We start from the raw sequence: 23,244 nt of genomic DNA, 5'->3' as shown, positions 1-23,244 counted from the left end.
TGGCCTTGCAGCGTTGCCCGGTAACCCGCGCAAAGCGGTCTATCGCGTTCGTATGCGCGTTCTGCTATTTGCGCACCTTAAGTAAGCTCCTTTCACGTGACTGTCCCTACCTCCGACGCTGATCGCCGCCTACGACTGCTTGCCGACGCCACTGCAACGCTCGGCACGTTGTCCGACGTGTTGAACCCGCTCGGTGAGCGTTTTGCCGAGGCCGGTCACGAGCTGTTCCTGGTGGGTGGCAGTGTTCGCGACGCGATCCTGGGCCGCTTCAGTGGCGATCTGGACTTCACGACGGACGCCAGGCCGGAGAAGGTTCAGGCTCTGCTCAAGGGCTGGGTGGACAAGCAGTGGGACACCGGCATCGAGTTCGGGACCATCAGCGCCATCAAACACGGCCAGGAGATCGAGATCACGACCTTCCGGGCCGACGCTTACGACCGTGTCTCACGTAATCCGATAGTCGAGTACGGAACGACGTTGGCCGACGACCTGGTGCGCCGCGATTTCACCGTCAACGCGATGGCGATGAAGATCGGCGCGGACGGTTCCTACACGTTTGTCGATCCGCTGAACGGCATGGACGCCCTGCTGGCCGGGGAACTCGATACGCCGTCGGCGCCGGAGAACTCGTTCAACGACGATCCGCTGCGGATGCTGCGCGCAGCCAGGTTCGTCTCGCAGCTTGGTTTCACGTTGAACAATCGCGTTTTCGAGGCCATCAAGGAGATGGCGTCGCAGATCGAGCGGATCACCGCCGAGCGTGTGCAGGTGGAGCTGAACAAAATGATGCTGGGCATGTACCCGGTGGACGGCATCAACATGATGGTCGACTCCGGACTGGCTGCATACGTGCTGCCCGAGGTTCCGCAGATGAAGCTCGAGATCGACGAGCATCACCAACACAAGGACGTCTACCAGCACTCCCTCACCGTGCTCCAGCAGGCGATCGATCTCGAAGAAGGCGATCCCGACCTCGTATTGCGTTGGGCTGCACTGCTTCACGACATCGGCAAGCCGGACACCAAGCGCAACGAACCGGGCGGCGGCGTCAGCTTCCACCACCACGAGGTGGTTGGCGCCAAGCTGGTGCGCAAGCGCATGCGTGCCTTGAAGTTCTCGAAGCAGATGGTCGACGACGTTTCGCAGCTCGTGTTCCTGCACTTGCGTTTTCACGGCTACGGCAAGGGACAGTGGACCGACTCCGCGGTGCGGCGGTACGTCACCGACGCGGGCGAGCTGCTCCCCCGGCTGCACAAGCTCGTCCGGGCCGACTGCACCACGCGTAACAAGCGCCGCGCCGCGCAGTTGCAGGCCACATACGACGACATCGAAGAGCGGATTGCGCGCATCGCGGAGCAGGAAGACCTCGCTCGCGTGCGTCCGGACCTCGACGGCAACGCCATCATGGAACTGCTCAACATCCCGGCCGGCCCGCAGGTGGGCAAGGCATGGACGTTCCTCAAGGAACTACGTCTGGATCGCGGCCCGCTCGAGCGTGACGAGGCCGAAGCCGAACTGCTGAAGTGGTGGGCTACCCAGCAGGGCTAGTTTCTCGTTTCTTGCGGTTGAGCAGCACCGCTGACAAACCGGCGGCATAGACACCCGCGCCGGCAAGGGCCAGGCCGACGCTCTTGCCGTCGGGTGCGATCACCGTCGACGCTGCCGCGATCGCACCGATGAACGCGACGTTGAACACGGTGTCCTGCAAGGCGAATACCTGGCCACGACGGTCGTCGTCGATGTCGATCTGCATGGCCGCGTCGCCGCTGAGTTTCACGGACTGCCCGGCGATGCCGAGCAGGAAGGCGGCGATCAGCAGCGATCCCTGCGTCAGGGTGGTTACGAAGACGAGCTGGACGGCCACCGCGCACACCAGGGCGTACGTGATCGTCCTTGAGCGACCGATCCGCGGGATGAGGAACGGTGTGATCAATGCCGCGATCAGCATTCCGATGGCCGTTGCACCGACGGCGACGCCGAATCCGGCCATCCCTCCAGGTAATTGGGAGCCGTTCGAGGTGTCGCGTAGGACCAGCACCATGATGAGGGTGTTGATGCCGAAGCAGATGCGGTGCGCTCCGATCCCGATCATTGCCGTGGTGACGCCAGGCGCCTCCCAGACAGCGGTTGCCCCGGTGCGCAGTCCGGCCGTTACCGAACGGACGGCGCTGGCACGAATCACTTCGTCGGCCACTGGACCAAGTGAGCGGGCGGTGAACCTGGCCGCGGCGAGGGCTGCGATCACCGATCCCAGTGCTGCGATGGCCACGGCGGCGCCTGACGCTCGATCCCCCGCGCCGATCACGCCGATGATCGCCACCGCTGCCGAAGCACCAAGAGCGGCTACCACCGAACCAGCCGTTGTGAGAACGGAATTGGTTGCCACCAGCCACGATTGTCGAACGACCTTCGGCAGGGCTGCGGATACGCCTGCCCCGACAAAGCGGCTGACCCCGATCGCAGCAAGCGCACACGTCAACAACAGAGTGTCACCGCCGCCGGCGACCAGCAGCACCGCGGTGGTCAGGATGAAGAGCCCGCGGAGCACACTCGCCCACAGGAGCACCAGGCGGCGGTCCCAACGATCCAGCAGAGCGCCGGCAAAGGGGCCGATCACCGAATAGGGAAGGAGCAGTACGGCAAAGCCGGCCGCTATCGCCACCGGATCGGTTTCACGTTCCGGGTTGAAGAGGATTGCGCCGCCGAGCGCGGCCTGGAACATTCCGTCGCCGAACTGGCTGGAAAAGCGGACGAGCGCCAGCCTTCCCAGGCCGGGTGATTCACGCAGGGTGTGCAGTACGCGCTGCCAGGCCTCGCGGCGGTTCGAGGCTCGGTTCATAAGCGGAAACTGTAGTGGGTGGGTCAGGCGCCGATCTTGACGGTGGCCCGCTCGAGGATCGGCGCGATGTCGATCCCCCTCGGCAGGGTTCCGAACACGCTCCCCCAGCTATCTCCGAGCCGACTCGCGCAGAATGCGTCGGCCACCGCGGGGTGCCCGTAGCGGAGCAGCAGCGAGGCTTGCAGTGCGAGTGCCATGTCACCGACGATCTTTCGTGCCCGGTATTCGATGTCGTCGAAATCGCCGAATGCCACCTCGAGATCCCGCACGGTCTGATCGAAGCGGGCGTCCACGCCACTCGCTTGTTTCAGTTCGTCGAAGAACACCTGCAGCGTTTCGGGTTGCTTCGCCATCGCCCGCAGAGTGTCGAGCGCCGCGACGTTGCCCGACCCTTCCCACACCGAGAGCAGCGGAGCCTCGCGATAGAGGCGCGGCATCCGGGATTCCTCCACGTATCCGTTTCCGCCCAGACACTCGAGTGCCTCGGCAGCGTGGATCGGTCCGCGCTTGCAGACGAAGTACTTGCTCACGGCCAATGAAATGCGTCGTAGTGCGCTCGCGTGGGCATCGCCCGACGTTGCGCGGTCGGTCAGCGCGGCCAGCCACATCGCGACGGTAGTCGACGCTTCCGATTCCACCGCCAGATCTGCGAGAACATTGCGCATCAAAGGTTGGTCGATCAGGTTGGCGCCGAACGCACTTCGATGATTCGCATGGTGAACTGCCTGCAGAGTGCCGACGCGCATGCCGGTGGCCGTGCCGATCGTGCAGTCCAACCTGGTCATGTTGACCATCTCGATGATGGTGCGCATGCCCCAGCCTTCCTCGCCCACCATCCACGCGAGAGCGTCGCGGTACTCGACCTCGCTGCTCGCGTTGGAATGATTTCCCAACTTGTCCTTCAGACGCTGCAGGTACATGTTGTTGAGCGAGCCGTCCGGCAGGACCCGAGGAAGGAAGAAGCACGACAGACCGCCCGGCGCCTGGGCGAGGACGAGGAACACGTCCGACATCGGTGCGGAGGTGAACCACTTGTGGCCTGTCAGGAGATAGCTACCGTCGGATTGTGGCACTGCCCTTGTGGTTCCGGCACGCACGTCCGAACCGCCCTGTTTTTCCGTCATCGACATTCCGGCGATCAATCCGGGTTTGGTGAGGGGAGCTTTCAGCGCCGAATCGTAGTGGCGGGTGGTCAGGAGGGGTTCGTACTGAGCGGCAAGATCCGCGTTGTGCCGCAGCGCTGGGATCACGGCGTACGTCATGGAGATGGGGCAGCCGTGGCCGGCGTCGGTTTGACCCCACACGGCCATCTTCGCGGCGCGGACGAGGTGTGCGTGTGGATTCGGGTCAACCCACGGAGCGCCGTGCAGTCCCAATTCCACTGCGGTGCTCATGAGTTGGTGATTGGCAGGGTCGTAGCGGACCTCGTCGATGCGGTTGCCGTAGCGGTCGTGGGTTCTCAGGACAGGTGGGTGCTCCTCGGCCAGGTCGCCCCACTCCTGAGCTTGCGCGCTGCCGGCGCGGACCCCGACGCGATGAACCTCTTCGGCTGCGTCCGAAGCTTCCTCGCGGTGTAGTGCCTCGAGGATCGGCGCGTATTCGGCTGCGTCGTAATCGATCAGGGGCGGTACCTGATTGGTGACTTCATGCGTGGGTGTCATCGAAACTCCCTAACGATCGAAGGGTGAAGGCGAGGATGGCGTCGATCGCAGCGGGATCCGTGGTGCCGCCGCGCAGCGGAAGGATCAGGGCCTCGCCGATTGCCCCGACGATGCACGCTGCCGTCAGAGTGGCGTCCTGCGAAGGTATCTCACCGGTGTCGACTGCCGAGCGAATTGCGGTGGCCAGGCAATCGCGGAACGATTCGCGAAACATGAGTCGCTGTTCGTCGACGAGTGGATCCACCGGCTCCACCAGCAGGGCATAGGCGAGAACCGGTGCACGCATGGCACGTTCGGCGAAGGTTCGAACCGAGGCCGATACCGCGGAGCGGTGGTTGCCTTCCAGACTTCGGGCATTGTCTCCGGCGTCCCGGGCCGCGGATACCTCACGGCTGCAGACTGATTGGAACACCTCGGCGAACAATTCACCCTTGCCGTCGAAATGTCGATACAGCGTCCCGGTGCCGACGCCGGCGTTCTTGGCCACCGCGGCGATGGAACAGCCCGCATAACCGTGGGTTGCCACTGCCGTCGTGGCCGCGTCGAGCAGTCGGGCGCGTTGGGCGTCCAGTCTTTCTTGTACTGCCGGAGTGCGGCGATAGGCCATGTGAAGAAGTGAACACCCGTTCCGTTCTTGCGTCAAGAGTTGACTGCTGGAGAATGACGACATGGCTACCACGGCGAAAGTCGATTTCGAAGTTCCGGTTCTGGTTCTCGGTCCGCGACCTCGTGAACCGTATGTCCACACTTACGGCAAGGTCATCGGTTTGAGTCCCGTTGTCGCTCGCTTGGCGTTGAGTTCGACCGAAGGCCCGGTCCGGATCACCGTCGACACGCTGGATGTGGACCCGGGAATTCCCGCTCTCGATGATTGGGAGACGATCGAAGAAGGCACGCTCGAGAGCGTTGTTGCTGGTCTGCCACCACTTCGATTGACAGGCGAACGGGTCCACGAGTTCGGATTCCTCGAGCGCCTACCGATTGGCCTCTACCGCATCCGAGCCTCGGTGCGCGGCCGGGACTTTGATCAAGCCGACCCTGAAGCTTTCATCCAGATCTGGCCCGTCGCGGAATTCGAGCCGATTCATCTCTTCAAGTCAGGCGACAAGGTCGAAGTACGGGACGTCTACAGCGATGACAGGCACCTCACGATCCCCCCACGACCAGGAGGCGTGCAACAGAAAGCGACTGAGGGTATCCACGCTCACAGCGTGACCGAACCAACATCAGTGCGCCGGCAATGGGAACGGATCGCCGCCTGGTTTTCCGAGAACGGATTTCCGCAAGCACTGGATGCGTTCGCGCCCGGCGCCGCGCAATCGGAAATCGACCGGGTCGAGGCACTGAGCGGAATCGCGTGGCCAACCGAATTGAAAGACCTCTACTCGGTCCAGAACGGCTTCGCCCCCGGCGCCTGGATGCAGTTCCTTCCCCAACACGACATGCTCAATCTGGACGAGCTGTTGGCCAATCACCGCAGAGCCCCGGCGGTGTACGAGCTGCCAGATGTCCCGGAGAGTGTTCCCTCATTGTCGGACCGTACTCAGCCGGCAGGAACCTCGATCGGAAAGTTTCTTCCGGACTACATAACCTTCGCCTGCCGCGACGGATACGAATTATTCTGCGACACAAGGCAAGGGGAGCTGACAGGCTGTGTGACCGAGTATGCCCGTGAGAACGCGGACGCCGCCGAACCGCAGTGGACTTCGATCAGCGCGTTGCTCGCCGATCTCGTAGATTCCCTGGAAACGGGTCGGCCTTTCGGTGGTGGCTGGGTAGCGGGACTCGGTGATGGCGGACTTTCCTGGCGGTACGCACCCGCGTAGCGTGTGCGGCCACTTCAGGCAGCAGCGGTGCGAGCCTGTTCCGCGCGCCACCACGCGACGGTCTCTTCGGCGGCCTGATCGAGCGGCGTCGGCGAGAGTCCGAGCAGCACTTCGCTGGCGCTCGAGTCCATGACAAACGGCTTGGTGAACTGGTAGTTCATCTCCGCGAGTTCGCGGCTGTCGGTGTTGATCTTGCCGACGGCGTCGAGCACCCAGGCGGGCAGGACACCCACTTTGGCGGGGGACGCCCCGGCGGCTCGGGCGAAGGCCTCGGCGATCTTGCGCTGAGTGAGCGCGGGGCCGGTGGGTGCGTGGATGACGGAGTTCCAGAGTTCGGGGTTGTGTGCTGCTGCGATCATCGCCGCCGCGAGATCGGGGATGTAGGTGAAGGAGTGCGGCTGGTCTGCGGAACCGATGACACGAATCTTCTTACCTGCCATGACTTTCGGAACCATGCGCTCGCCGGCGTGGGCGGTGCGGACGCGGGGACCGAAGAAGTCCGAGGCCACGACGCTGACGGTGGGTGTTGCGGAGGCCTCGCGGGCACGCAGCAGCGCGGTGCGCACTCCGCGCTTGCCGCCGGTGGCGTTGCGTGGATCGGATTCGGTCATCAGGGTGTCGGAGTTGTAGGCGTAGAGGCTTTCGGGGAAGACCACGACGGCTCCGATGGATGCGGCCGCGTCGAGCACAACCTTCTCGGCCGCCGGGAGTTCCCGCTCCCAATCGGCTGCGTTGTAGGCGGCGTGGATGCAGTGGTAGATGGCCGTGGCGCCCTCGCTGACCGAGCGCAGGGCCTCGGAATCCGAGACGTCGACGCGTCGGCGGTCGATCAGCGGGTGCTCGGGCCCGCTGCCGGACCTGGTCAGGAGCCGGACGTTGATTCCCTGCTCGGCGAGCTGTAGCGCGACGGCGGATCCGACGGGTCCTGCTCCGGTGACGATTTCGAGGTTCGACATGGTGTGCTCCTTCTCGTTTCGGGTGAACTGAGAGCACTGCTCTCGTTTTCAAGAATGCACCCGCGCCTCAGCGCTGTCAAGAGCAGTGCTCTCTTTTGTTGATACTGCTCTCGGTCATGGGGCAAGATGGACTCATGGTTGGGACTCCCCGTGAGCGGGCGCGCGAACAGACGCTGCAGGACATCACCCGGATCGGACGCGAGCATCTTGCTGCCGTCGGCGCCGCCGCGTTGTCCTTGAGGGCCGTCGCGCGTGATCTAGGAGTCGTGTCCTCAGCGGTGTACCGCTACGTCGCCAGTCGCGACGAACTGCTGACCTTGCTGGTGGTGGACGGGTACACGGAACTGGGCGCGGAAGTGGACTCCGCCGTGAATGCCGTTGCAGCAGAAAATTTTCGCGGACAGTTCATTGCTCTCGGGCGTGCCGTCCGGAGTTGGGCGATCCGGGAGCCGGCTCGATACGGATTGCTGTTCGGCAGCCCCGTCCCCGGTTACGACGCTCCGGGCGAGCAGACCACCGGCCCTGGCACCCTCGTCGTGACCCGGCTGATCGGGATCATCGACGCCGCCCATCGCGCGGGTGCACTCACGGTGCGAGAGGGCCCGGACCTGAGTGACACGCTGGCAACGGACCTCGAGGGAGTGCGGAAAGAACTGGGCACCGAACTGCCGCCGGATGCCGCGGTGCGCGCAACTCTCGTCTGGGTATCGCTGTTCGGTTCGGTGAACTTCGAGGTGTTCGGGCAGTACGGAAGCGATACGTTCACCGATGCGAGTGAGATTTTCGAGCGGCATCTGGCACTACTTGCCGATGTGGCGGGTCTGACCTGAACACGCCTGTGTCTCGTTCCTCCGCACGCAGTTGTCGGTGAGATGATGTCTTTGTGGCGCACGCAGAAGAACCCGAGGATCGAATGGCCTGGATAGAACCGGAGGTTCGTCCGGGCAGTTTGTTGGTGTCGTCGACCGATCTCACGGAACCTGCATTTCGCCGCACCGTCATCTACATGATCGAGCACAACGACGCCGGGAGCCTTGGCGTCATCGTCAATCGGCCGAGTGAGACGGCCGTGCAGAACGTGTTGCCGCAGTGGTCACCGCTGACCGCGCATCCTTCCGCCCTGTACATCGGTGGACCCGTCAAGCGTGACTCCGCGCTCTGCCTGGGTATCGCTCGCAACGGTGCACGGATCGACGGCGTCGCCGGCCTGCGGCGGGTGGACGGCAAAGTTGTCATGGTGGATCTGGACTCGGACCCGGAGGTCATCGCTCCTCTGGTCGAAGGGATCCGCATTTTTGCCGGTTACTCGGGTTGGACTCTGGGGCAGCTGGATTCGGAGCTCGAACGTGAAGACTGGATGGTGATCAGCTCACTGCCGTCCGATGTGCTTACGCCGCCCCGAGTCGATGTCTGGGCACGGGTGCTACGACGCCAACCGCTCCCCGTGGCAATGCTGGCCAGCCATCCCATCGAAGTGGAACGAAACTGATCTGTCGGAGGTCGATGATATTCCTGTGTCATCGTTTTCGAGAGAGGTGGCAGCAATGATCGCTGAGCGTCAGATCCAGTGCGCGGATTGTGTTTCGGATGTCGATCACTGCCACGATTCTTTGCTGCGACATGCGGACGGATCACTCGAATGCACCGGCGTGAACTGCGTCGACCTGGCATCGAGTCGCCATGCGTTGTCCATCGATTGTGCTGAACTGCAGGGCGGTTGTGGCTGCATCGACGGGACCCGAGACGAGTTGCTCGCTAGCTGACGCTCACCGGATCCCGATTCGCGAAGCGTTGCGCCATCGCAGCACAGACGATCAGTTGGATCTGATGGAAGATCATCAGCGGCAACACGATCAGGCCGACGGGCTGGCCTGCAAACAGTACGGCCGCCATCGGTAGGCCTGTCGCCAAGGATTTCTTCGACCCGCAGAAGATGATGACGATCTGATCGGGAAGGTCGAACCCGAGCTTGCGCCCCGCGAGAGTGGTCACGCCGAGAACCAGCGCGAGGATCAGGCAGCACACGATTGTGAGGATCACGATCTGCCAGATCGTGATGGTGCTCCAGATCCCCTCTTTCATGCTCTCGCTGAAGGCGGCGAAGACAACGAGGAGGATCGATCCGCGATCGACGTACTTGGTGGGCTCGGCATACTTCTGCAGCCATCCGATCACCAGCGGGCGGATCAGCTGGCCCACGATGAACGGGATCAGCAGTTGCACGACGATGTCGAGGATCGACGAGAAGTCGACCGTCGCCTGGCCCGTTGTATTCATCAGCAGAACCACCAGCAGCGGTGTGACGAAGACGCCGATCAGGTTGGAGAACGACGCACTGACAATCGCGCCGGCGACGTTTCCCTTGGCGATCGAAGTGAACGCGATCGACGACTGAACCGTAGACGGAACGAGGCACATGTAGAGGATGCCGGTGTAGAGCTCGTCACTGATCAGGGTCGGCGACAGGAATCGCAGCGCAAGGCCGATCAGCGGGAAGAGCACAAACGTCGCGGCAAGGACGACAGTGTGCAGTCGCCAGTGCTTGACGCCCTTCCACGCCTCCTGCGGCGAGAGCCGTGCACCGTAGAGCAGGAACAGGAAGCCGATGGCGATCTTGGTGGCCCAGTTCAGAATGCTCTCCGCGGTACCCGATACCGGGAACACACTTCCGAGCACGCCGGCGATGATGATGCCGAGGATGAACCCGTCGATGTAGAACCTACTGAGAAACTTCACCTGGCTAAGGATAACGGCGTGCGTCGACGGGCTCTCGAGCCCCACGAAGGTTGAAGCCCATCACGGCCAGGCACAGGAGCGTCCCGACGATCGACAGTTCGATGATGGCCGTCTGCATTCCCTGGATGGTGATGGCGATACCCGCGATGATCGACGGGATCGCCAGTCCCGCGTAGCTGACGGTGAAGAATGCCGCCAGGACTCCGCCGTGGCTCTCGCGGGCGTGGATTCGGGCGGCGGCGTTGACGCGTTTCATGCCGCCGGCAAACGCCAGACCGTGCCCGGCGCCGACCACCACGGTGATGACGCCCAGCAGCGCAAGGCTGGGGACGAGGTCGACCACGAGTAGGCCGATCATTCCTAGAGCGAGGATTCCCAGGCCGGCGGTGACGGACGTCCGCGGGTCCATACGACTCCCGCCGAGCTGCGCGATCACCGAGCAGATCATGACCAGTGCAGCTGCTCCGCCGCCGAGTAGGAGGTTGTCGATGTTCAGCAGGCTGGTCATCCACGACGGGACCACCGACTGGAAGAGCCCGACTGCGCCCCACGACAGCGCGACGGCGAGTGAGCTGAGCCAGAACGTTTCTCGAATGGTGGCGGGAACATGCGGCATCTGGAAGAACCGCTTCGGGCGTGTGATGTCCCCGATCCGCGGAAGTAGCAGCAACACGATCAGTGCCGGGATGAACGCGACGAGGAAGATCAGATACGGCAACCGCAGCGGTTGCGGAAGGTACTGGGCGATCGCACCGGACACGAGTGGTCCGAGTGCACCACCCAACGCGCCCGTCACCGTCGATACGAGCGCTGCCCGGCGGTGATCGAACTTCGGTTCCTGCTCCACCAATGCGGCGCTGCCCGCCGCACTGGCCGCGCCCACCGCGATTCCCTGAGCAACGCGTCCGACGAACAACCACACAGTCGCGTCGGCGAATGCCAGAACGAGTGTGCCGACGACGCTCAGCGCGAGTGCAGTCAGAAGCACGGTGCGTCGGCCGAGGGCGTCGGACAGCGGTCCGAAGAACAGCAACGCCGGAACGAGGCCGGCGACGTAGACGCCGTAGATGAGCGTCTGGATGGTTGGCGTGAATCCGAACTCGGTCCGATACAGCCCGTAGACGGAGGTGGGCATGTTCGCGCCCAGAAGGATCACGGTGAGGACGTAGCCCACGCCGTAGAAGTGTCGATTGGTGCGGCGTGTGCGTTCATCGGTGGCGACAGCTGTGGCGGACGTGGGAAGCCCCTCCTGATGACAGAGTTCGAAAATACATGGGTCGTCCTACGTATCGTAGGTGAGTGGAATGATCGTCGCGAATGCTGTGAGGATGAGTAGATGACCGTTGTTCGCAAGGAGTCCGCGTACGAGCAATCCCTCGATTGGATGCGCGCGCAGATCTCCGACGGCGCCTGGACCGTCGGGAACCGTGTTCCCACCGAGCCGGAACTGATGAGTGTTCTCGGCGTCGGCCGGAACACCGTGCGCGAAGCGATCAAGACACTGACGTCGACGGGAGTCCTCGAGATCCGTCGCGGATCAGGGACCTTCGTGCGCGCTCGGACCGACATCGGCGGACTGCTCGGCAAGCACGCGTCCGTGGACGAGATGAAATACGTCTTCGAAGTGCGTCGTGCGCTCGAGATGGAAGCGGTCCGGTTGGCGTGTGAGCGTCGTAGCGACGACGACGTTCGGATACTTCGTGAGCTGGCCGCCAAGCGTGACGTGCCGGCCGAGAACTTCGTCGACGTCGATCTTGCGTTTCACATTGCCGTCGTCGATGCCGCTCACAATCCGGTTCTGACCGATCTGTTTGCCGGAATCCTCGAAACGGTCCGCGCCACCTACGAGGTGACCGAAGGCGTTCATCCGCCGTCGCTGACGTCTTCGCATCATCAGGGAGTTGCCGAAGCCATCGCCGAGCGCGATGTCACCAAAGCCAGGGCGGCGGCATGCGGGTATCTCGAGAAGACTCAGGAAGCGATCGGGTCAGGTTCGGCGGTTACCGAGTCCGGGCGTCGGCCAATCGGTTGAGGGACCCGGCGATGTCTTCGGCCTTCGGTGTCGTGATCGTGAGTCGGTCGCCACCGGCGAACGTGATGACCACCGCTGGCCCGGTGCGGGTGACAACGCCGTAGTTACGACGACCCTTGGTCTTGAGTCCCCAGCCGCCGAAGTCCGCGAACGGTTTGATCTCCGCGACGTCGGCTCCGACAACTTCGTCGATGCCGTAGGTCATCGCAGCCATCCCCATGTTGATCACCCGAATTTCCCGTTCGTCGACGATCACCCGGAAGCGAACCAGGCTGACGACGAGCAGTCCGAGTGCACCGAAGATGAACAGCGGCCAGAGTGACCCCATCGCCAACGCCATGATGACTCCGGGCGCCAGAGTGATCGCAGTGAGGATCACCGAGCCTTTGGTGCTGAATCCGACGTCGTCGGAGATAGGTAGAGGGCAGCTGCTTCGCGGCAACCCGGCCGAGGGTTCGATCGTGGCAAGAGTGCGGACGCGGTAGTCACGCAGGAACGAGGCGCCGATCCACCCCAGCACCCCGCCGACTGCAAAGCCGACACCGATAGACCACAGCGGGAGTGACGTCGTGGACGGATCGGCGACATCGAGTTGGGTGTAGAGCAAAGCGAAGTTCACTGTCGTGATGAGCCCGACCACGCTCAGCCCGACAACCAACATGAAGCGACGCATCATCAACATCGCGGGAGCAAGAGCAGCAATCGCACTCAGGCCGCCACCGAAGAGCAGTGTCAAAAGTGCAATGGTCCATGCGTTGGCCGACGGGGTGGAGAAGCCGTCCGGCGAGGTGGTGGTCCAGTGAGTCGCGATCTGTTCCGGGAGGCGAGGCTCCCAAAGTTTTGTCAGGACGAAGCCGAAGACCGCACACAGCAGCGGAACCACTAGCCCGAATACGACCCCGGCCGGGTCGACCACGCGATGTTTCACGTGAATCAATGAGCCGGCTGGCAAGCATCCTTGAGCGCGCAGGCACCGCAGGAAGCGGTACCGCAAGCGGCAGCGTTCGCCTTCGCCTCGGGGGTCTCCGCCACCGGCTCGTCTGCGGCAGGCTCGGAGTGGCCGCCGCAGTTGCAGTCGTTACCGCATCCGCTTTGCTGTGGGAGCGCGGCGGCCGCGCGGGTGCCGATGCCTCCACCGAAACCGGCAGTGAGGACGGCGACGACGACGGCGATGATCGCGACCGCGACGCCGAAGACTCCGCCGATGGTCAGTGCTGCGACTCCGCCGATGACCAACATTCCAGCGGCCGCGAGCATGGTCGGACCGGCCACCTTGTTGGCGAGGGCGAACGACTCCTCGCTCCGCAGGGAATCCTCGGTGCGGACACCGGCCCAGCGGTTGCGCGGGAGTTTGCCGATCAGACCGGCGACACCAACTCCACCGACGGCGACAGCGAGCACGAATAGCACCACAGCGACAACGATCACCCATACAGGATAGGCGCGAGTGGAGTTGATGGTATGCCCGGGTCGCACAGGCTCTACCCTGGTTATCGGTATTTCCGTCAGCCAAGTAGATAGCGACCACAGTGACCGAGTCTCCGCAGTCCCCCGATTCACCAGCCGACGCAACTCCGCAGCACCGCTACACCGCGGAGCTCGCCGGCCAGATCGAGCAGCACTGGCAGGACCGCTGGAGTGAGGACGGCACGTTCAACGCGCCCAATCCGGTCGGTCCGCTCTCCTCGCCCGACGGTGTTCCCGCCGACAAGCTCTTCGTTCAGGACATGTTCCCGTACCCCTCGGGTTCGGGCCTGCACGTCGGTCACCCGCTCGGATACATCGCTACGGACGTCTTCGCACGCTTCCATCGCATGCAGGGGCGCAATGTCCTGCACACCCTCGGCTACGACGCGTTCGGTCTCCCGGCCGAGCAGTACGCCGTGCAGACGGGTACCCACCCGCGGACGACCACCGAGTCCAACATCGCCAACATGAAGCGCCAGCTGCGACGCCTGGGTCTGGGGCACGACGAGCGTCGTAGCCTCGCGACGACGGACGTCGACTTCTACCACTGGACGCAGTGGATCTTCCTGCAGATCCACGGCGCGTGGTACGACAAGGCTGCAGGCAAGGCCCGTCGTATCTCCGAGCTGGAAGCCGAGTTCGATTCCGGTGAGCGCGCTCTGGAAGACGGACGCGAGTGGGCGTCGTTGACAGTCGCCGAGAAGGCAAAGGTCGTCGACTCGTACCGCCTTGTCTACCAGTCGGATTCGATGGTCAACTGGTGCCCCGGTTTGGGTACCGTGCTGGCCAACGAGGAAGTCACCGCCGACGGTCGTAGTGACCGCGGAAACTTCCCCGTGTTTCGTAAGCACCTCCAGCAGTGGATGATGCGCATCACCGCGTACTCCGATCGCCTGGTCGACGATCTCGAGTACCTGGATTGGCCGGACAAGGTCAAGGCGATGCAGCGCAACTGGATCGGACGGTCCTACGGCGCCGAAGTTACCTTTGCCGCAGGCCAATACGGCGTCGATGTGTTCACGACGCGCCCCGACACGCTGTTCGGCGCCACCTATGTGACGCTGGCTCCTGAGCACGACTTGGTGGACAAGCTCGTCGCGGACGAGTGGCCCGACGGTGTCGACGCACGCTGGACTGGCGGTGCCACGACTCCGGCGGAAGCTGTTGCTGCATACCGCAAGTCGATTGCCGCCAAGACCGACCTGGAGCGTCAGGAAAACAAGGAGAAGACGGGCGTCTTCCTCGGTTCCTACGCCGTCAATCCGGTCAACGGCCACAAGGTCCCGATCTTCATCGCCGACTACGTGCTGACCGGCTACGGCACCGGCGCGATCATGGCAGTTCCAGGACACGATCACCGTGACTGGGAGTTCGCGAACGCGTTCGGACTGGAAATTCTCGAAGTTATTGCCGGTGGCGATGTTTCGGAGGCTGCGTACTCCGGTGACGGCCCGCTGGTGAACTCCGACTACCTCGACGGTTTGGACGTAGCCGAGGCCAAGGCGACCGTCATCAGCCGCCTCGAGGAGAGCGGCCAGGGCAAGGGCACTATCCAGTACAAGCTGCGCGACTGGCTCTTCGCGCGTCAGCGTTACTGGGGCGAGCCTTTCCCGATCGTCTACGACGCGGACGGCAACGCACACGCCCTGCCGGATTCGGCTCTGCCCGTTGTGCTTCCGGAGGTCGAGGACTACGCACCGGTGTCCTTCGATCCGGACGACGCCAACTCCGAGCCCTCTCCCCCGCTGAACAAGGCGACCGACTGGGTCAACGTCGAGCTCGATCTCGGCGACGGTCTGCAGACCTACCACCGCGACACCAACGTCATGCCGCAGTGGGCAGGTAGCTCGTGGTACCAGCTGCGCTACATCGACCCCACCAACCAGGACGCCTTCTGCGACCCGCAGAACGAGGCGTACTGGACGGGTCCGCGTCCGGAACTGCACGGCCCCAACGATCCCGGTGGAGTCGACCTGTACGTCGGCGGCGTCGAGCATGCGGTGCTGCACCTGCTGTACTCGCGCTTCTGGCACAAGGTTCTGTTCGACCTGGGCTACGTGTCCTCGAGCGAGCCGTACCGTCGCCTCTACAACCAGGGCTACATCCAGGCATTCGCGTACACCGATGCCCGCGGCGTCTACGTGCCGGCAGAAGAGGTCGTCGAGCGTGACGGCAAGTTCTTCTACGAGGGCGCCGAGGTCAACCGCGAGTACGGCAAGATGGGCAAGAGCCTCAAGAATGCCGTTGCGCCGGACGAGATCTGCGCCGAGTTCGGTGCAGACACCTTGCGTGTGTACGAGATGTCGATGGGTCCGCTGGACACCTCGCGTCCGTGGGCGACCAAGGACGTCGTCGGTGCTGCTCGATTCCTGCAGCGAGTGTGGCGCGTCGTCATCGACGAGGAGACCGGCAAGCCCCGTGTCACCGACGAAGCTCCTGGTGAGGAGACGCTGCGTGCGCTCAACAAGGCGATTTCCGGTGTCATCGAGGATTACACTGCGCTGCGCGACAACACGGCCGCTGCGAAGCTGATCGAGTACAACAACCACCTCACCAAGGCGTTCCCGGGTGGCGCGCCCCGTGCTGCCGTCGAGCCGTTGGTGTTGATGCTCGCTCCCCTGGCGCCGCACCTCGCGGAAGAGCTGTGGTCACGTCTTGGACACACGGAATCTCTTGCACACGGCCCCTTCCCCGCTGTCGAGGAGAAGTGGCTCGTCGAGGACACCGTCGAGTACCCGATCCAGGTCAACGGCAAGGTTCGTAGCCGCATCAGCGTGCCGGCGGATGCCGATCGCAAGGCTGTCGAGGAGATCGCCCTGGCCGACGAGAAGATCGTCGCTCTGCTCGAGGGCAACGCACCGCGCAAGGTGATCGTTGTGCCGGGCAAGATGGTGAACATAGTTCTGTAGGCGCTTCGCGCACGTGCGCCGTTTCGGTAGTTACCGCTACCGAAACGGCGCACAGTCGTATCTGGGGCTGTATCCGGGGTGCCAATCAGTCGTTGTCCTGATTGTCCCGCTCCGCGGAACATTCTGTAGCGCGCGTTCGACGCGAGGGCTGTGATGCAGGTAACACGTTGCCGTGAGTGGTAGCTGTCGTTCCACTGCACTTCCCCGCAAGGCCCCGGCCGACGGTATTCGGCAGGGGGTCAATCGAATTCGCAGGTGTCCCGAAAGGATTCTTCAGCCATGGCGTCTCATGTCCACAGCGACGGTTCGTCTCCCAGTCTGCCCGAATCGACGTCGATACCGGAGCGGTGGACTCCGCGACTGGTGTTCTCGCTGGCGTCGATCGTTCTTCTTCTCGAAATGCTCGCGGTGAGCTACATGATGATTTCCACGGCACTGCCCGCCATCTCGGTGCATTATCAAACAACGCAGGGCGCTTGGCTGCTCACGTCGTTCCTGCTGCTGGGGGCGGTCGCGTCTCCGCTGCTCGGCAAGCTCGCGGACATGTACGGCAAACGAAAAGTCCTGCTCTTTGCGGTCGCCGGCGCAGCGGTCGGATCCTTCATTTCGGCGATTGCGCCGAGCTATGCCGTCTTGATTCTGGGCCGGTCCCTGACTGGTCTGCTCGTTCCCTGCCTCTTCCTGAGTTACTCCCTCATTCGAGATGTCTTTCCGCCGAAAACCGTTGCGCTGGCTGTCAGTATTGCAACCTCCGGGATGGGCCTGATCGCTATTCCGGCGCCCTTCCTCACCGGTTGGTTGATCGACAACCACGGGTTCCGGAGCATCTTCTGGTTCTTCGTCATCGGTTTGGTTCTGCTCGGCGGCATGATCTTCGCTTCGACGGCGGAATCAGCTGTACGACTGCGTTCTTCGCTGGACCTCATCGGTGCGGTACTACTCGGATCGGGCATCGCCGGAATTCTGATCGGCGTCAGCTTCGGACCGACCTGGGGCTGGAAGAACGGCTCGACGCTGGCCTATCTGATCGGCGGCGTCGCACTGCTGGTGGCGTGGGTTGCCTCTGCCCGAGCCATCCGTGAGCCCTTGATCGACCTGCGCTACTTCGGCAAGCGTTCGGTGATGCTCACCGCCGTCGGTGCCGGGTTCTGCTACGGCGCGTCGGGAGTCTTCACGATTTTGCTGCCGATGATGGTGATGACGCCAGCAGTTCTCGGCCTGGGATACGGATTCGGCGTCACGGCAGAAGGATTCGCGATCTTCCAGGCGCCCCTTGGCGGCATGGTGGTGGTCGGCGGCTTGATCGTGGGCTTCCTGGTCGGCCGCAACATTCGACCCCGCATGCTGATGATCATCGGAATGATCCTCATGGCAGTCGGATTCACCTTGACGGCCACCATTCACGACAACAAGCCGCTGCTCATCATCTTTGCCGGAATCTTCGGTGTCGGTATGGGTATGGGTTACGCCTCCATTCCGAACCTGCTCATCGAGGCAGTGCCGCCGCAGTTGCAGGCAACCACGGCGAGCATGGTCGCGGTCTTCCAGAGCATCTTCCCCGCAGTGCTTCCCGTCATCGCCTTCACGGTCTTGAACTCGCACATCGCGATGGCGATGGAGGGCGCTGTGTTCTACACCGACGAGGGCATGCGTATCGCGTTCCTGATCGGTGCTGCTGCAGCAGTTCTCGGTGCGATCGCAGCTGTGTTCCTGCCGCGAAACATCGTCCAGATCGGCGCAGAAGACGGCGCGGCGCAGGAGACGTCCCTCCTACCGGCTCACTGATCACGCGATGATGTGCGGCTACGGGCCAACGCCCGTAGCCGCACATCTCCGTGGTGGCACGTCGACGTCATGCAAGATGAATCTTCTGCAGCGAGATCTCACCCCGCAGTGGACGCTCTGCAACCTGCGCCAGATCAGAGACGAATGTGTCTGCGTTCGATCGGGTAGTGGTGAGTTGAACCGACAGAACGTTGTTCGCCTGACTGCACACGGTTGCGCCGTGCCGGTAGGCGACCAGCGCGACTGGATCGACGCGTTGGAAAGTCGCGGTGACGTGTAGGCCGACCTGTGGGGTCACCGGAACAAACGGGCCGTGGTCCGTCTTGATGCGGACTATCCCGACGATCTTGTTGAGACGCTTGATCAGCATGGCGTCCGAAATCGTTGTCGGGCAACGGTACGCAATTGACATACCGCTGACTCCCGGCGATGTCACGGACATCCACGTGGACAGACTGACGACCTCTACGCCAAGCTTCCACCCCAGCGAAGAAATGCGGGCGAGAACTGCTGCGGTGTCATGGCATTCGACGACCATGGTGCCAACCCGTGTCGTTTCACCCATTCCCACGACCTCTTTCGGCTTAGAGAGGCAGTCCGGGCGCATCGACACCGACGATTCGCGATCCCCGGAAGAAGTCGAGAAGCTCTTTGTCGCCGTGTGCGCCGATACCGCTTCCGCCCCAGAAACTCTGGGTCGAGTGGTCGTCGAGGTCCAGGAGGCTGGTGCTGTTGATCTTGTTCTCACCGCACTCGATTCGGGTCGCAAGTTCACGAGCGGCGTCGACGTCGGCGCCGAACACGTATCCGGCCAGGCCGGTATCGAGAGCGTTGGCCTCGAGCAGCGCCTGCTCGTCGGTAGATGCTCGGTGCACGGTCAGGATCGGCCCGAAGGTCTCCGTCTTGGTGTGCTCCGACGAGATCCCGTGCACCACAGTCGGGGGGAAGAACCATCCGGAAAGGTCCGGCACAGGGGTGCTCGAGACGGCCGTGCCGCCCACGCCGCGGAGAAACTCCACGGTCGCCCGCATCCTTTGGAGTTGAGGCTCGTTCGCCTGCGGACCCATCGTGATGTTGTCGTCATCGGTTCGGCCGAGCGCGATTTCAGCCGTGCGGTCGAGTATTGCGTCGACAAGACGGTCGTGAAGGTGCGGCGGCACGAAGACGCTTCCCGGACTCTCACACCATTGCCCGTTGAGTTTGGTGAACCCGTCGACGAGCGCGGTGGCAGTCAGATCGATGTCGGCGTCGGCGCGGACGATCACGGGGTTGTTGCTTCCGAGCTCGAGTTGAAGCGCCTTGAAATCGGTTGAAGCCGCAGCGGCGATTGAACTGCCGGCTGCTCGACCGCCGGTGAAGGCCAGTGCTCGGATTCGTCGATCGGTGGCCAGTAGGTCCCCGACGTCCCCGTCTCCGTGAATGAGCTGAAACAGAGCTTTCGGCGCGTCGACTTCGGCGATGGCACGTGAGATCGCCTCGGCAAGCACGTTGGGACCCGACGGTGCCCAGTTGGAGGGCTTGGCGATGACCGGAGCACCTGCGGCCAAAGCGAATGCGGTCTTCTTGGCGGTGATGAAGCTCGGTGCGTTCCACGGTGCGATCACAGCGGTCGGGCCCCAAGCCAGCCGATGTAATTGTGCACCTGACGCCAGCTGCTCGAACCCGGAGGAGTTCTCCAGATGCCTTGCAGCACTGCGGAATAGATCGGGAAGCCCTGCGGCGAAAAGTGTGCTGATCAAAAGCGGAAGACCGTTGTTCTTGGAGTCCTCACGGGCGATCGCCGCAGTTCGTTCCTCGACAAGTTCAGCCGTTCTCTCGAGTAGGCGCACCCGGTCGGCTACCGATCGACGGGTCCAGACACCCGATCGATGGAGTTCTGTCGCGGCGGTGATTGCCCTCTCTACCTGTTCGGTGGAGGACGAGAGTTGGGCTTGCAGTTTCTCTCCGGTGTCGGGATCGGTGAGGAATTCGCCGAGTTCGATAGCCGGTGTTTCGACGTTTCCGTCGATCGTGTTGTTCTGGGGCACGAGTGAGCATGAAGTGGTCATGACTGTCCTTCGTGGCGAAATCGTTTGTAGGTCAGATGTTGTCGAGGTAGCGTTCGCGTTCCCAGTCGGTGACCGCGGACATGAAGGAATCCCATTCGTCCTTGGCGACTGCCGCATAGTGCGACACGACCTCGGCGCCGAACGCCGCGAGTGCGAACTCACTGGCCTCGAGCGCACGCGCCGCCTCGTCGAGTGTGCCGGGCAGCGGTTGTTGCTTCACCTTCTCGAGTGTGTCTGTGTCGCTGTACCCGTCGCGTCGTACCGGTGCGCCGGGATCGAGCTTTCGTGTCAGACCGTCGTTCATCGATGCCAAGACCGCGGCCAGTGCGAGATATGGATTTGCGTCCGCCCCTGGCAGTCTCATTTCGAGACGGTTGGCGGACGGCGCTCCGGTGATGAGTCGGCAGGTGGTAGTCCTGTTATCGAAACCCCAGGTCAAGCCGTTCCCCGAGAAATCGTGACTGGCTCGGGTCCGGCGCATCGAGTTGATGGTCGGCGTGTAGAACAGCATGAGTTCCGGGCAGTGCTCGAGAACTCCGCCGACGGCGTGCAGTAGTTCGGCGCTCGCCGTGTTTTCAGCGTTCGCATCGTGGAACGGGAAGGTGTCGTCGCTACGCATGGACGCGTGAATATGACACGACGAGCCCATGCCGTCGGTGCTCGGACGTGCCATGAAGGTCGCCGTGAGCCCTTCTGCCGCGGCGACGTCGTGAACCACCTGCTTGAAGAGCACATGGCGGTCGGCCATCTCGAGAGCGGTTCCGTATTCGAGGTTGATCTCCCACTGGCCCAGGCCGTATTCGACCTGTGAAACTTCGACGGGAATTGCGCTCTCCTCCAACGCGGTTCGTACCTTGCGGAAGAAGGGTTCCATCGCGTTGCCGGCGGTGATGGTGTAATCAGAGGGCACCAGGGTGGTGGGTTCGAGATCTCGGTATCCGCTGCGCCTCAACGCGTCGGGGGTACCCCGGTAGAGGTGGAACTCGAGTTCCGTTGCCGCGTAGACGGTGTGGCCGTCTGATTCGAGCTTGTCGATCTGCTTGCGCAGGATCGTGCGCGGTGCGATCGGGACGAGCTCGCCGGTATGTTCGTCGACCGAGTCTGCGATGACGATGGCAGTGGACTCGAGCCACGACGCACGTCGAAGTGTCCCCAGATCGGGTCGCAGACGGAAGTCGTGCCAGCCGGTGTGCCCGCCGGCGTAGTCGACTACCAGTTTGTCCATACGCTGGTTGGCATCCCAGGCGTACACACAGGTGCACACGTGCAGGCCCTCGTCGATGTTGCCGAGGAAAATTCGCGTCGGGACCCGTTTGCCGATTAATCGCCCGTAGAGGTCGATACCGGCGATGAGGACGGTGTCGATGTCGGACTCGGCGAGCTCGGCCGTGGTGAGCCGGCCTTTCATCGGGCGAGCCATCCGCCGTCGACGGGCAGCTGGACCCCACTGATGTAGGAGGCGTCGTCGGACAGCAGGAAGGAGACTGCAGCACCCATGTCTTCGGGGCGTCCGACGCGCGGCACCAGGAGCCTGGACTTCATGAAGTCGAGAACTTCGCCGGAGGAGACGTCGATGCCAGGCAGGAATGCGGTCGGTACCGGCCCGGGGGCGATTGCGTTGACTCGTACGTTGTACCGCGAGAGTTCGACGGCCAGAGCCTTCGTCAGCATCTTCACTCCACCCTTCGACGCGTTGTAGTGGACCTGGGCGAAGCCCTGGGAGGACACAACCACGTCCGCTTCCACCGTCGACAAGTTCACCACAGCGCCGCTGTTGCCGTCGCGGAAGTACGGGGTGGCGATCTGCGTGACGATGAACATGCCCTTGAGATTGACGTCGAGGACGAGGTCCCACTCTTCGTCGGTGAGGTTCTCGAGAGAACTCATCGTGATCAGACCGGCGTTGTTGACGAGGTAGTCGAAGCGTCCCCATTCGGCGACGGTCGCTTCGAAGGCGGCGCTCACTGCGGCGCGGTCGCGCACATCGGCTTCGAGGGCGAGCGCAGGTGTGCCGTACTGTGATTCGATCAGTGCGACGGTCTCCTTTGCACTTTCGATGTGAAGGTCCACGACCGCAACGCGGGCACCGTCGGAGGCGAGACGCAGCGCGATGCCGCGGCCGATTCCGGAACCTGCACCGGTGATGAGGGCGACCTTGTTCTCATGCGTACGTGACATTGTTGTCTTCCATTCTGTGATGATCGGTCTGGTGAGAAGAATCGGTCCGACGGGAGGTTGCAGCGTCGACGAGCCACGAGAAGAGCGGGTCGATTTCGACGAAGAATTCGGGGTGCCACTGCACGCCCACCACGGGGCGATCGGCGGCCTGGATGGCTTCGGCGACGCCGTCGAGCGCGCGTCCGACGATCCGAAGCCCGCTCCCCGGGGTGTCCACGGCTTGGTGGTGAAGGCTGTTCACGTGAATGCTGTTGCCGAACAGACTGTGTGGGACGGAACCGGATTCCAGAGCGACCTGTTGCGGTCGGTACGAACGCGGATAACCGAAGAAGCTGTGTGCCTCACCGGCGTCGGTCGGAAGGTCGGCAATCAGAGTGCCCCCGCGGGCGACGTTGACGACCTGGTGTCCTCGACATACACCCAGGATCGGCAGTCCGATTTCCCAGGCTGCATCGACCAGGGCGAACTCGAATTCGTCCCGAGCGGGGTCGATCATCGAGGAGTTTGGTCCGGGGGTGCGGCCGTATCGCCTGGGGTCCACGTCGGAACCACCGCTGAGGACGAGGGCGTCGAGATGCTCGACGATTCGGCGCGGATCACTGTGGATGCTCAGCAGGATCGGTTGACCACCGGCAGCGCGGATTTTCGAGGGAAAATCGGTGAAGAACATTTCCATCAACGCGTCGCCGACGACGTTGGGTAGTGACGGCCCGCCGCGGTCGACGCGGCCGGTGACTCCGATCAGGGGCATGGCGGGGAGTGCCTCCGCCGTCATCGTGAATTGGGTCATAGGAGCGAGCATAGAAC

The 23,244-nt window shown here is 63.1% G+C and carries 21 protein-coding genes; 8 read left to right on the top strand and 13 right to left on the bottom strand.

Annotated elements, in window-relative coordinates:
* Positions 1-96 precede the first annotated feature (96 nt).
* Positions 97-1,548, top strand: a complete 1,452-nt coding sequence (locus GJB56_RS22265; RefSeq protein ID WP_019746191.1) for a CCA tRNA nucleotidyltransferase — start codon at positions 97-99, stop codon at positions 1,546-1,548.
* On the opposite strand, the gene GJB56_RS22260 is transcribed toward GJB56_RS22265, so the two are convergent.
* Genes GJB56_RS22260 through GJB56_RS22250 form a run of 3 tightly spaced genes read right to left on the bottom strand, consistent with a single transcriptional unit; the run spans position 1,532 to position 5,107 of the window.
* Complete coding sequence (locus tag GJB56_RS22260) at positions 1,532-2,839, bottom strand: MFS transporter (protein ID WP_021332609.1); 1,308 nt, start codon at positions 2,837-2,839, stop codon at positions 1,532-1,534. The two genes, GJB56_RS22265 and GJB56_RS22260, sit on opposite strands and share 17 nt — an antisense overlap.
* 23 nt (positions 2,840-2,862) lie before the next feature.
* Complete coding sequence (locus GJB56_RS22255) at positions 2,863-4,500, bottom strand: acyl-CoA dehydrogenase family protein (protein ID WP_113683373.1); 1,638 nt, start codon at positions 4,498-4,500, stop codon at positions 2,863-2,865.
* The gene (locus tag GJB56_RS22250) at positions 4,484-5,107 is read right to left on the bottom strand and encodes a TetR/AcrR family transcriptional regulator (RefSeq protein WP_020909850.1); all 624 of its coding nucleotides are present in this window, start codon (positions 5,105-5,107) and stop codon (positions 4,484-4,486) included. The genes GJB56_RS22255 and GJB56_RS22250 overlap by 17 nt, the downstream gene beginning before the upstream one ends.
* A 61-nt stretch (positions 5,108-5,168) precedes the next feature.
* Between GJB56_RS22250 and GJB56_RS22245 the strand changes: the two genes are divergently transcribed.
* Positions 5,169-6,326: an SMI1/KNR4 family protein gene (locus GJB56_RS22245; protein WP_060938759.1), complete on the top strand. Its 1,158-nt coding sequence runs from the start codon at positions 5,169-5,171 to the stop codon at positions 6,324-6,326.
* A gap of 14 nt (positions 6,327-6,340) precedes the next feature.
* On the opposite strand, the gene GJB56_RS22240 is transcribed toward GJB56_RS22245, so the two are convergent.
* On the bottom strand, positions 6,341-7,282 hold the full coding sequence (locus GJB56_RS22240) for an NAD-dependent epimerase/dehydratase family protein (protein WP_097386595.1): 942 nt from the start codon (positions 7,280-7,282) through the stop codon (positions 6,341-6,343).
* 134 nt (positions 7,283-7,416) lie between these two features.
* On the opposite strand from GJB56_RS22240, the gene GJB56_RS22235 reads away from it, so the two are divergent.
* From GJB56_RS22235 to GJB56_RS22225, 3 genes are read left to right on the top strand one after another with little or no spacing between them, the layout of a single operon-like run.
* Positions 7,417-8,112 carry a TetR/AcrR family transcriptional regulator gene (locus GJB56_RS22235; protein ID WP_113683372.1) on the top strand — a complete coding sequence of 232 codons (696 nt, stop codon included), beginning with the start codon at positions 7,417-7,419 and terminating at the stop codon, positions 8,110-8,112.
* A 53-nt stretch (positions 8,113-8,165) separates the two neighbouring features.
* Positions 8,166-8,771 (top strand): YqgE/AlgH family protein, encoded by a 606-nt coding sequence (locus GJB56_RS22230; protein ID WP_020909845.1) that lies wholly within the window; start codon positions 8,166-8,168, stop codon positions 8,769-8,771.
* Positions 8,772-8,826: 55 nt separating this feature from the next.
* On the top strand, positions 8,827-9,045 hold the full coding sequence (locus tag GJB56_RS22225; protein WP_113683371.1) for a hypothetical protein: 219 nt from the start codon (positions 8,827-8,829) through the stop codon (positions 9,043-9,045).
* On the opposite strand, the gene GJB56_RS22220 is transcribed toward GJB56_RS22225, so the two are convergent.
* Together GJB56_RS22220 and GJB56_RS22215 are read right to left on the bottom strand one after the other, a co-directional pair.
* Entirely contained in the window at positions 9,038-10,018 is a 981-nt protein-coding gene (locus tag GJB56_RS22220) for a bile acid:sodium symporter family protein (protein WP_003942582.1), read from the bottom strand. The two genes, GJB56_RS22225 and GJB56_RS22220, sit on opposite strands and share 8 nt — an antisense overlap.
* A 4-nt stretch (positions 10,019-10,022) precedes the next feature.
* Positions 10,023-11,192 (bottom strand): MFS transporter, encoded by a 1,170-nt coding sequence (locus GJB56_RS22215; RefSeq protein ID WP_029256802.1) that lies wholly within the window; start codon positions 11,190-11,192, stop codon positions 10,023-10,025.
* Between the two features lie 162 nt (positions 11,193-11,354).
* Here GJB56_RS22215 and GJB56_RS22210 point away from each other — a divergent pair, with 162 nt between their 5' ends.
* Positions 11,355-12,050, top strand: a complete 696-nt coding sequence (locus GJB56_RS22210; RefSeq protein WP_020909842.1) for a FadR/GntR family transcriptional regulator — start codon at positions 11,355-11,357, stop codon at positions 12,048-12,050.
* Here the strand turns inward: GJB56_RS22210 and GJB56_RS22205 are convergent.
* Both GJB56_RS22205 and GJB56_RS22200 read right to left on the bottom strand, forming a co-directional pair.
* Positions 12,019-12,978 carry a DUF1648 domain-containing protein gene (locus tag GJB56_RS22205; RefSeq protein ID WP_230091046.1) on the bottom strand — a complete coding sequence of 320 codons (960 nt, stop codon included), beginning with the start codon at positions 12,976-12,978 and terminating at the stop codon, positions 12,019-12,021. The genes GJB56_RS22210 and GJB56_RS22205 overlap by 32 nt on opposite strands.
* Before the next feature lie 5 nt (positions 12,979-12,983).
* Positions 12,984-13,478: an SdpI family protein gene (locus GJB56_RS22200; protein ID WP_024487923.1), complete on the bottom strand. Its 495-nt coding sequence runs from the start codon at positions 13,476-13,478 to the stop codon at positions 12,984-12,986.
* Positions 13,479-13,579: 101 nt separating this feature from the next.
* Here GJB56_RS22200 and leuS point away from each other — a divergent pair, with 101 nt between their 5' ends.
* The gene (gene leuS / locus GJB56_RS22195) at positions 13,580-16,426 is read left to right on the top strand and encodes a leucine--tRNA ligase (protein WP_113683369.1); all 2,847 of its coding nucleotides are present in this window, start codon (positions 13,580-13,582) and stop codon (positions 16,424-16,426) included.
* Between the two features lie 279 nt (positions 16,427-16,705).
* On the top strand, positions 16,706-18,211 hold the full coding sequence (locus GJB56_RS22190; protein WP_046379706.1) for an MFS transporter: 1,506 nt from the start codon (positions 16,706-16,708) through the stop codon (positions 18,209-18,211).
* 67 nt (positions 18,212-18,278) lie between these two features.
* Here GJB56_RS22190 and GJB56_RS22185 read toward each other — a convergent pair whose 3' ends face one another.
* Genes GJB56_RS22185 through GJB56_RS22165 form a run of 5 tightly spaced genes read right to left on the bottom strand, consistent with a single transcriptional unit; the run spans position 18,279 to position 23,227 of the window.
* On the bottom strand, positions 18,279-18,776 hold the full coding sequence (locus GJB56_RS22185) for a hypothetical protein (RefSeq protein ID WP_021332600.1): 498 nt from the start codon (positions 18,774-18,776) through the stop codon (positions 18,279-18,281).
* A gap of 19 nt (positions 18,777-18,795) precedes the next feature.
* Positions 18,796-20,259, bottom strand: coding sequence for an aldehyde dehydrogenase family protein (locus GJB56_RS22180; protein ID WP_021332599.1), 1,464 nt, complete (start codon positions 20,257-20,259; stop codon positions 18,796-18,798).
* A 31-nt stretch (positions 20,260-20,290) separates the two neighbouring features.
* The gene (locus GJB56_RS22175; protein WP_051253103.1) at positions 20,291-21,667 is read right to left on the bottom strand and encodes a glutamine synthetase family protein; all 1,377 of its coding nucleotides are present in this window, start codon (positions 21,665-21,667) and stop codon (positions 20,291-20,293) included.
* Positions 21,664-22,437, bottom strand: a complete 774-nt coding sequence (locus GJB56_RS22170; protein WP_021332597.1) for an SDR family NAD(P)-dependent oxidoreductase — start codon at positions 22,435-22,437, stop codon at positions 21,664-21,666. The genes GJB56_RS22175 and GJB56_RS22170 overlap by 4 nt, the downstream gene beginning before the upstream one ends.
* Complete coding sequence (locus GJB56_RS22165; protein WP_021332596.1) at positions 22,421-23,227, bottom strand: gamma-glutamyl-gamma-aminobutyrate hydrolase family protein; 807 nt, start codon at positions 23,225-23,227, stop codon at positions 22,421-22,423. Before GJB56_RS22165 ends, GJB56_RS22170 begins: the two co-directional genes overlap by 17 nt.
* Between the last annotated feature and the right edge of the window lie 17 nt (positions 23,228-23,244).

This window comes from Rhodococcus sp. AQ5-07, assembly GCF_009707305.1.
GTDB classification, from domain to species: Bacteria; Actinomycetota; Actinomycetes; order Mycobacteriales; family Mycobacteriaceae; genus Rhodococcus_F; species Rhodococcus_F erythropolis.
Note: the sequence above shows the minus strand (reverse complement) of the source record. Positions and strands in the feature narration are given on the sequence as shown.

Coding starts and splice junctions, on each gene's coding strand:
- GJB56_RS22255 (WP_113683373.1), bottom strand. CDS start 4,500: ATGACACCCACGCATGAAGTCACCAATCAGGTACCGCCCCTGATCGAT.
- GJB56_RS22245 (WP_060938759.1), top strand. CDS start 5,169: ATGGCTACCACGGCGAAAGTCGATTTCGAAGTTCCGGTTCTGGTTCTC.
- GJB56_RS22180 (WP_021332599.1), bottom strand. CDS start 20,259: ATGACCACTTCATGCTCACTCGTGCCCCAGAACAACACGATCGACGGA.
- GJB56_RS22185 (WP_021332600.1), bottom strand. CDS start 18,776: ATGGGTGAAACGACACGGGTTGGCACCATGGTCGTCGAATGCCATGAC.
- GJB56_RS22250 (WP_020909850.1), bottom strand. CDS start 5,107: ATGGCCTATCGCCGCACTCCGGCAGTACAAGAAAGACTGGACGCCCAA.
- GJB56_RS22240 (WP_097386595.1), bottom strand. CDS start 7,282: ATGTCGAACCTCGAAATCGTCACCGGAGCAGGACCCGTCGGATCCGCC.
- GJB56_RS22235 (WP_113683372.1), top strand. CDS start 7,417: ATGGTTGGGACTCCCCGTGAGCGGGCGCGCGAACAGACGCTGCAGGAC.
- GJB56_RS22190 (WP_046379706.1), top strand. CDS start 16,706: ATGGCGTCTCATGTCCACAGCGACGGTTCGTCTCCCAGTCTGCCCGAA.
- GJB56_RS22210 (WP_020909842.1), top strand. CDS start 11,355: ATGACCGTTGTTCGCAAGGAGTCCGCGTACGAGCAATCCCTCGATTGG.
- GJB56_RS22170 (WP_021332597.1), bottom strand. CDS start 22,437: ATGTCACGTACGCATGAGAACAAGGTCGCCCTCATCACCGGTGCAGGT.
- GJB56_RS22260 (WP_021332609.1), bottom strand. CDS start 2,839: ATGAACCGAGCCTCGAACCGCCGCGAGGCCTGGCAGCGCGTACTGCAC.
- GJB56_RS22175 (WP_051253103.1), bottom strand. CDS start 21,667: ATGAAAGGCCGGCTCACCACGGCCGAGCTCGCCGAGTCCGACATCGAC.
- GJB56_RS22225 (WP_113683371.1), top strand. CDS start 8,827: ATGATCGCTGAGCGTCAGATCCAGTGCGCGGATTGTGTTTCGGATGTC.
- GJB56_RS22165 (WP_021332596.1), bottom strand. CDS start 23,227: ATGACCCAATTCACGATGACGGCGGAGGCACTCCCCGCCATGCCCCTG.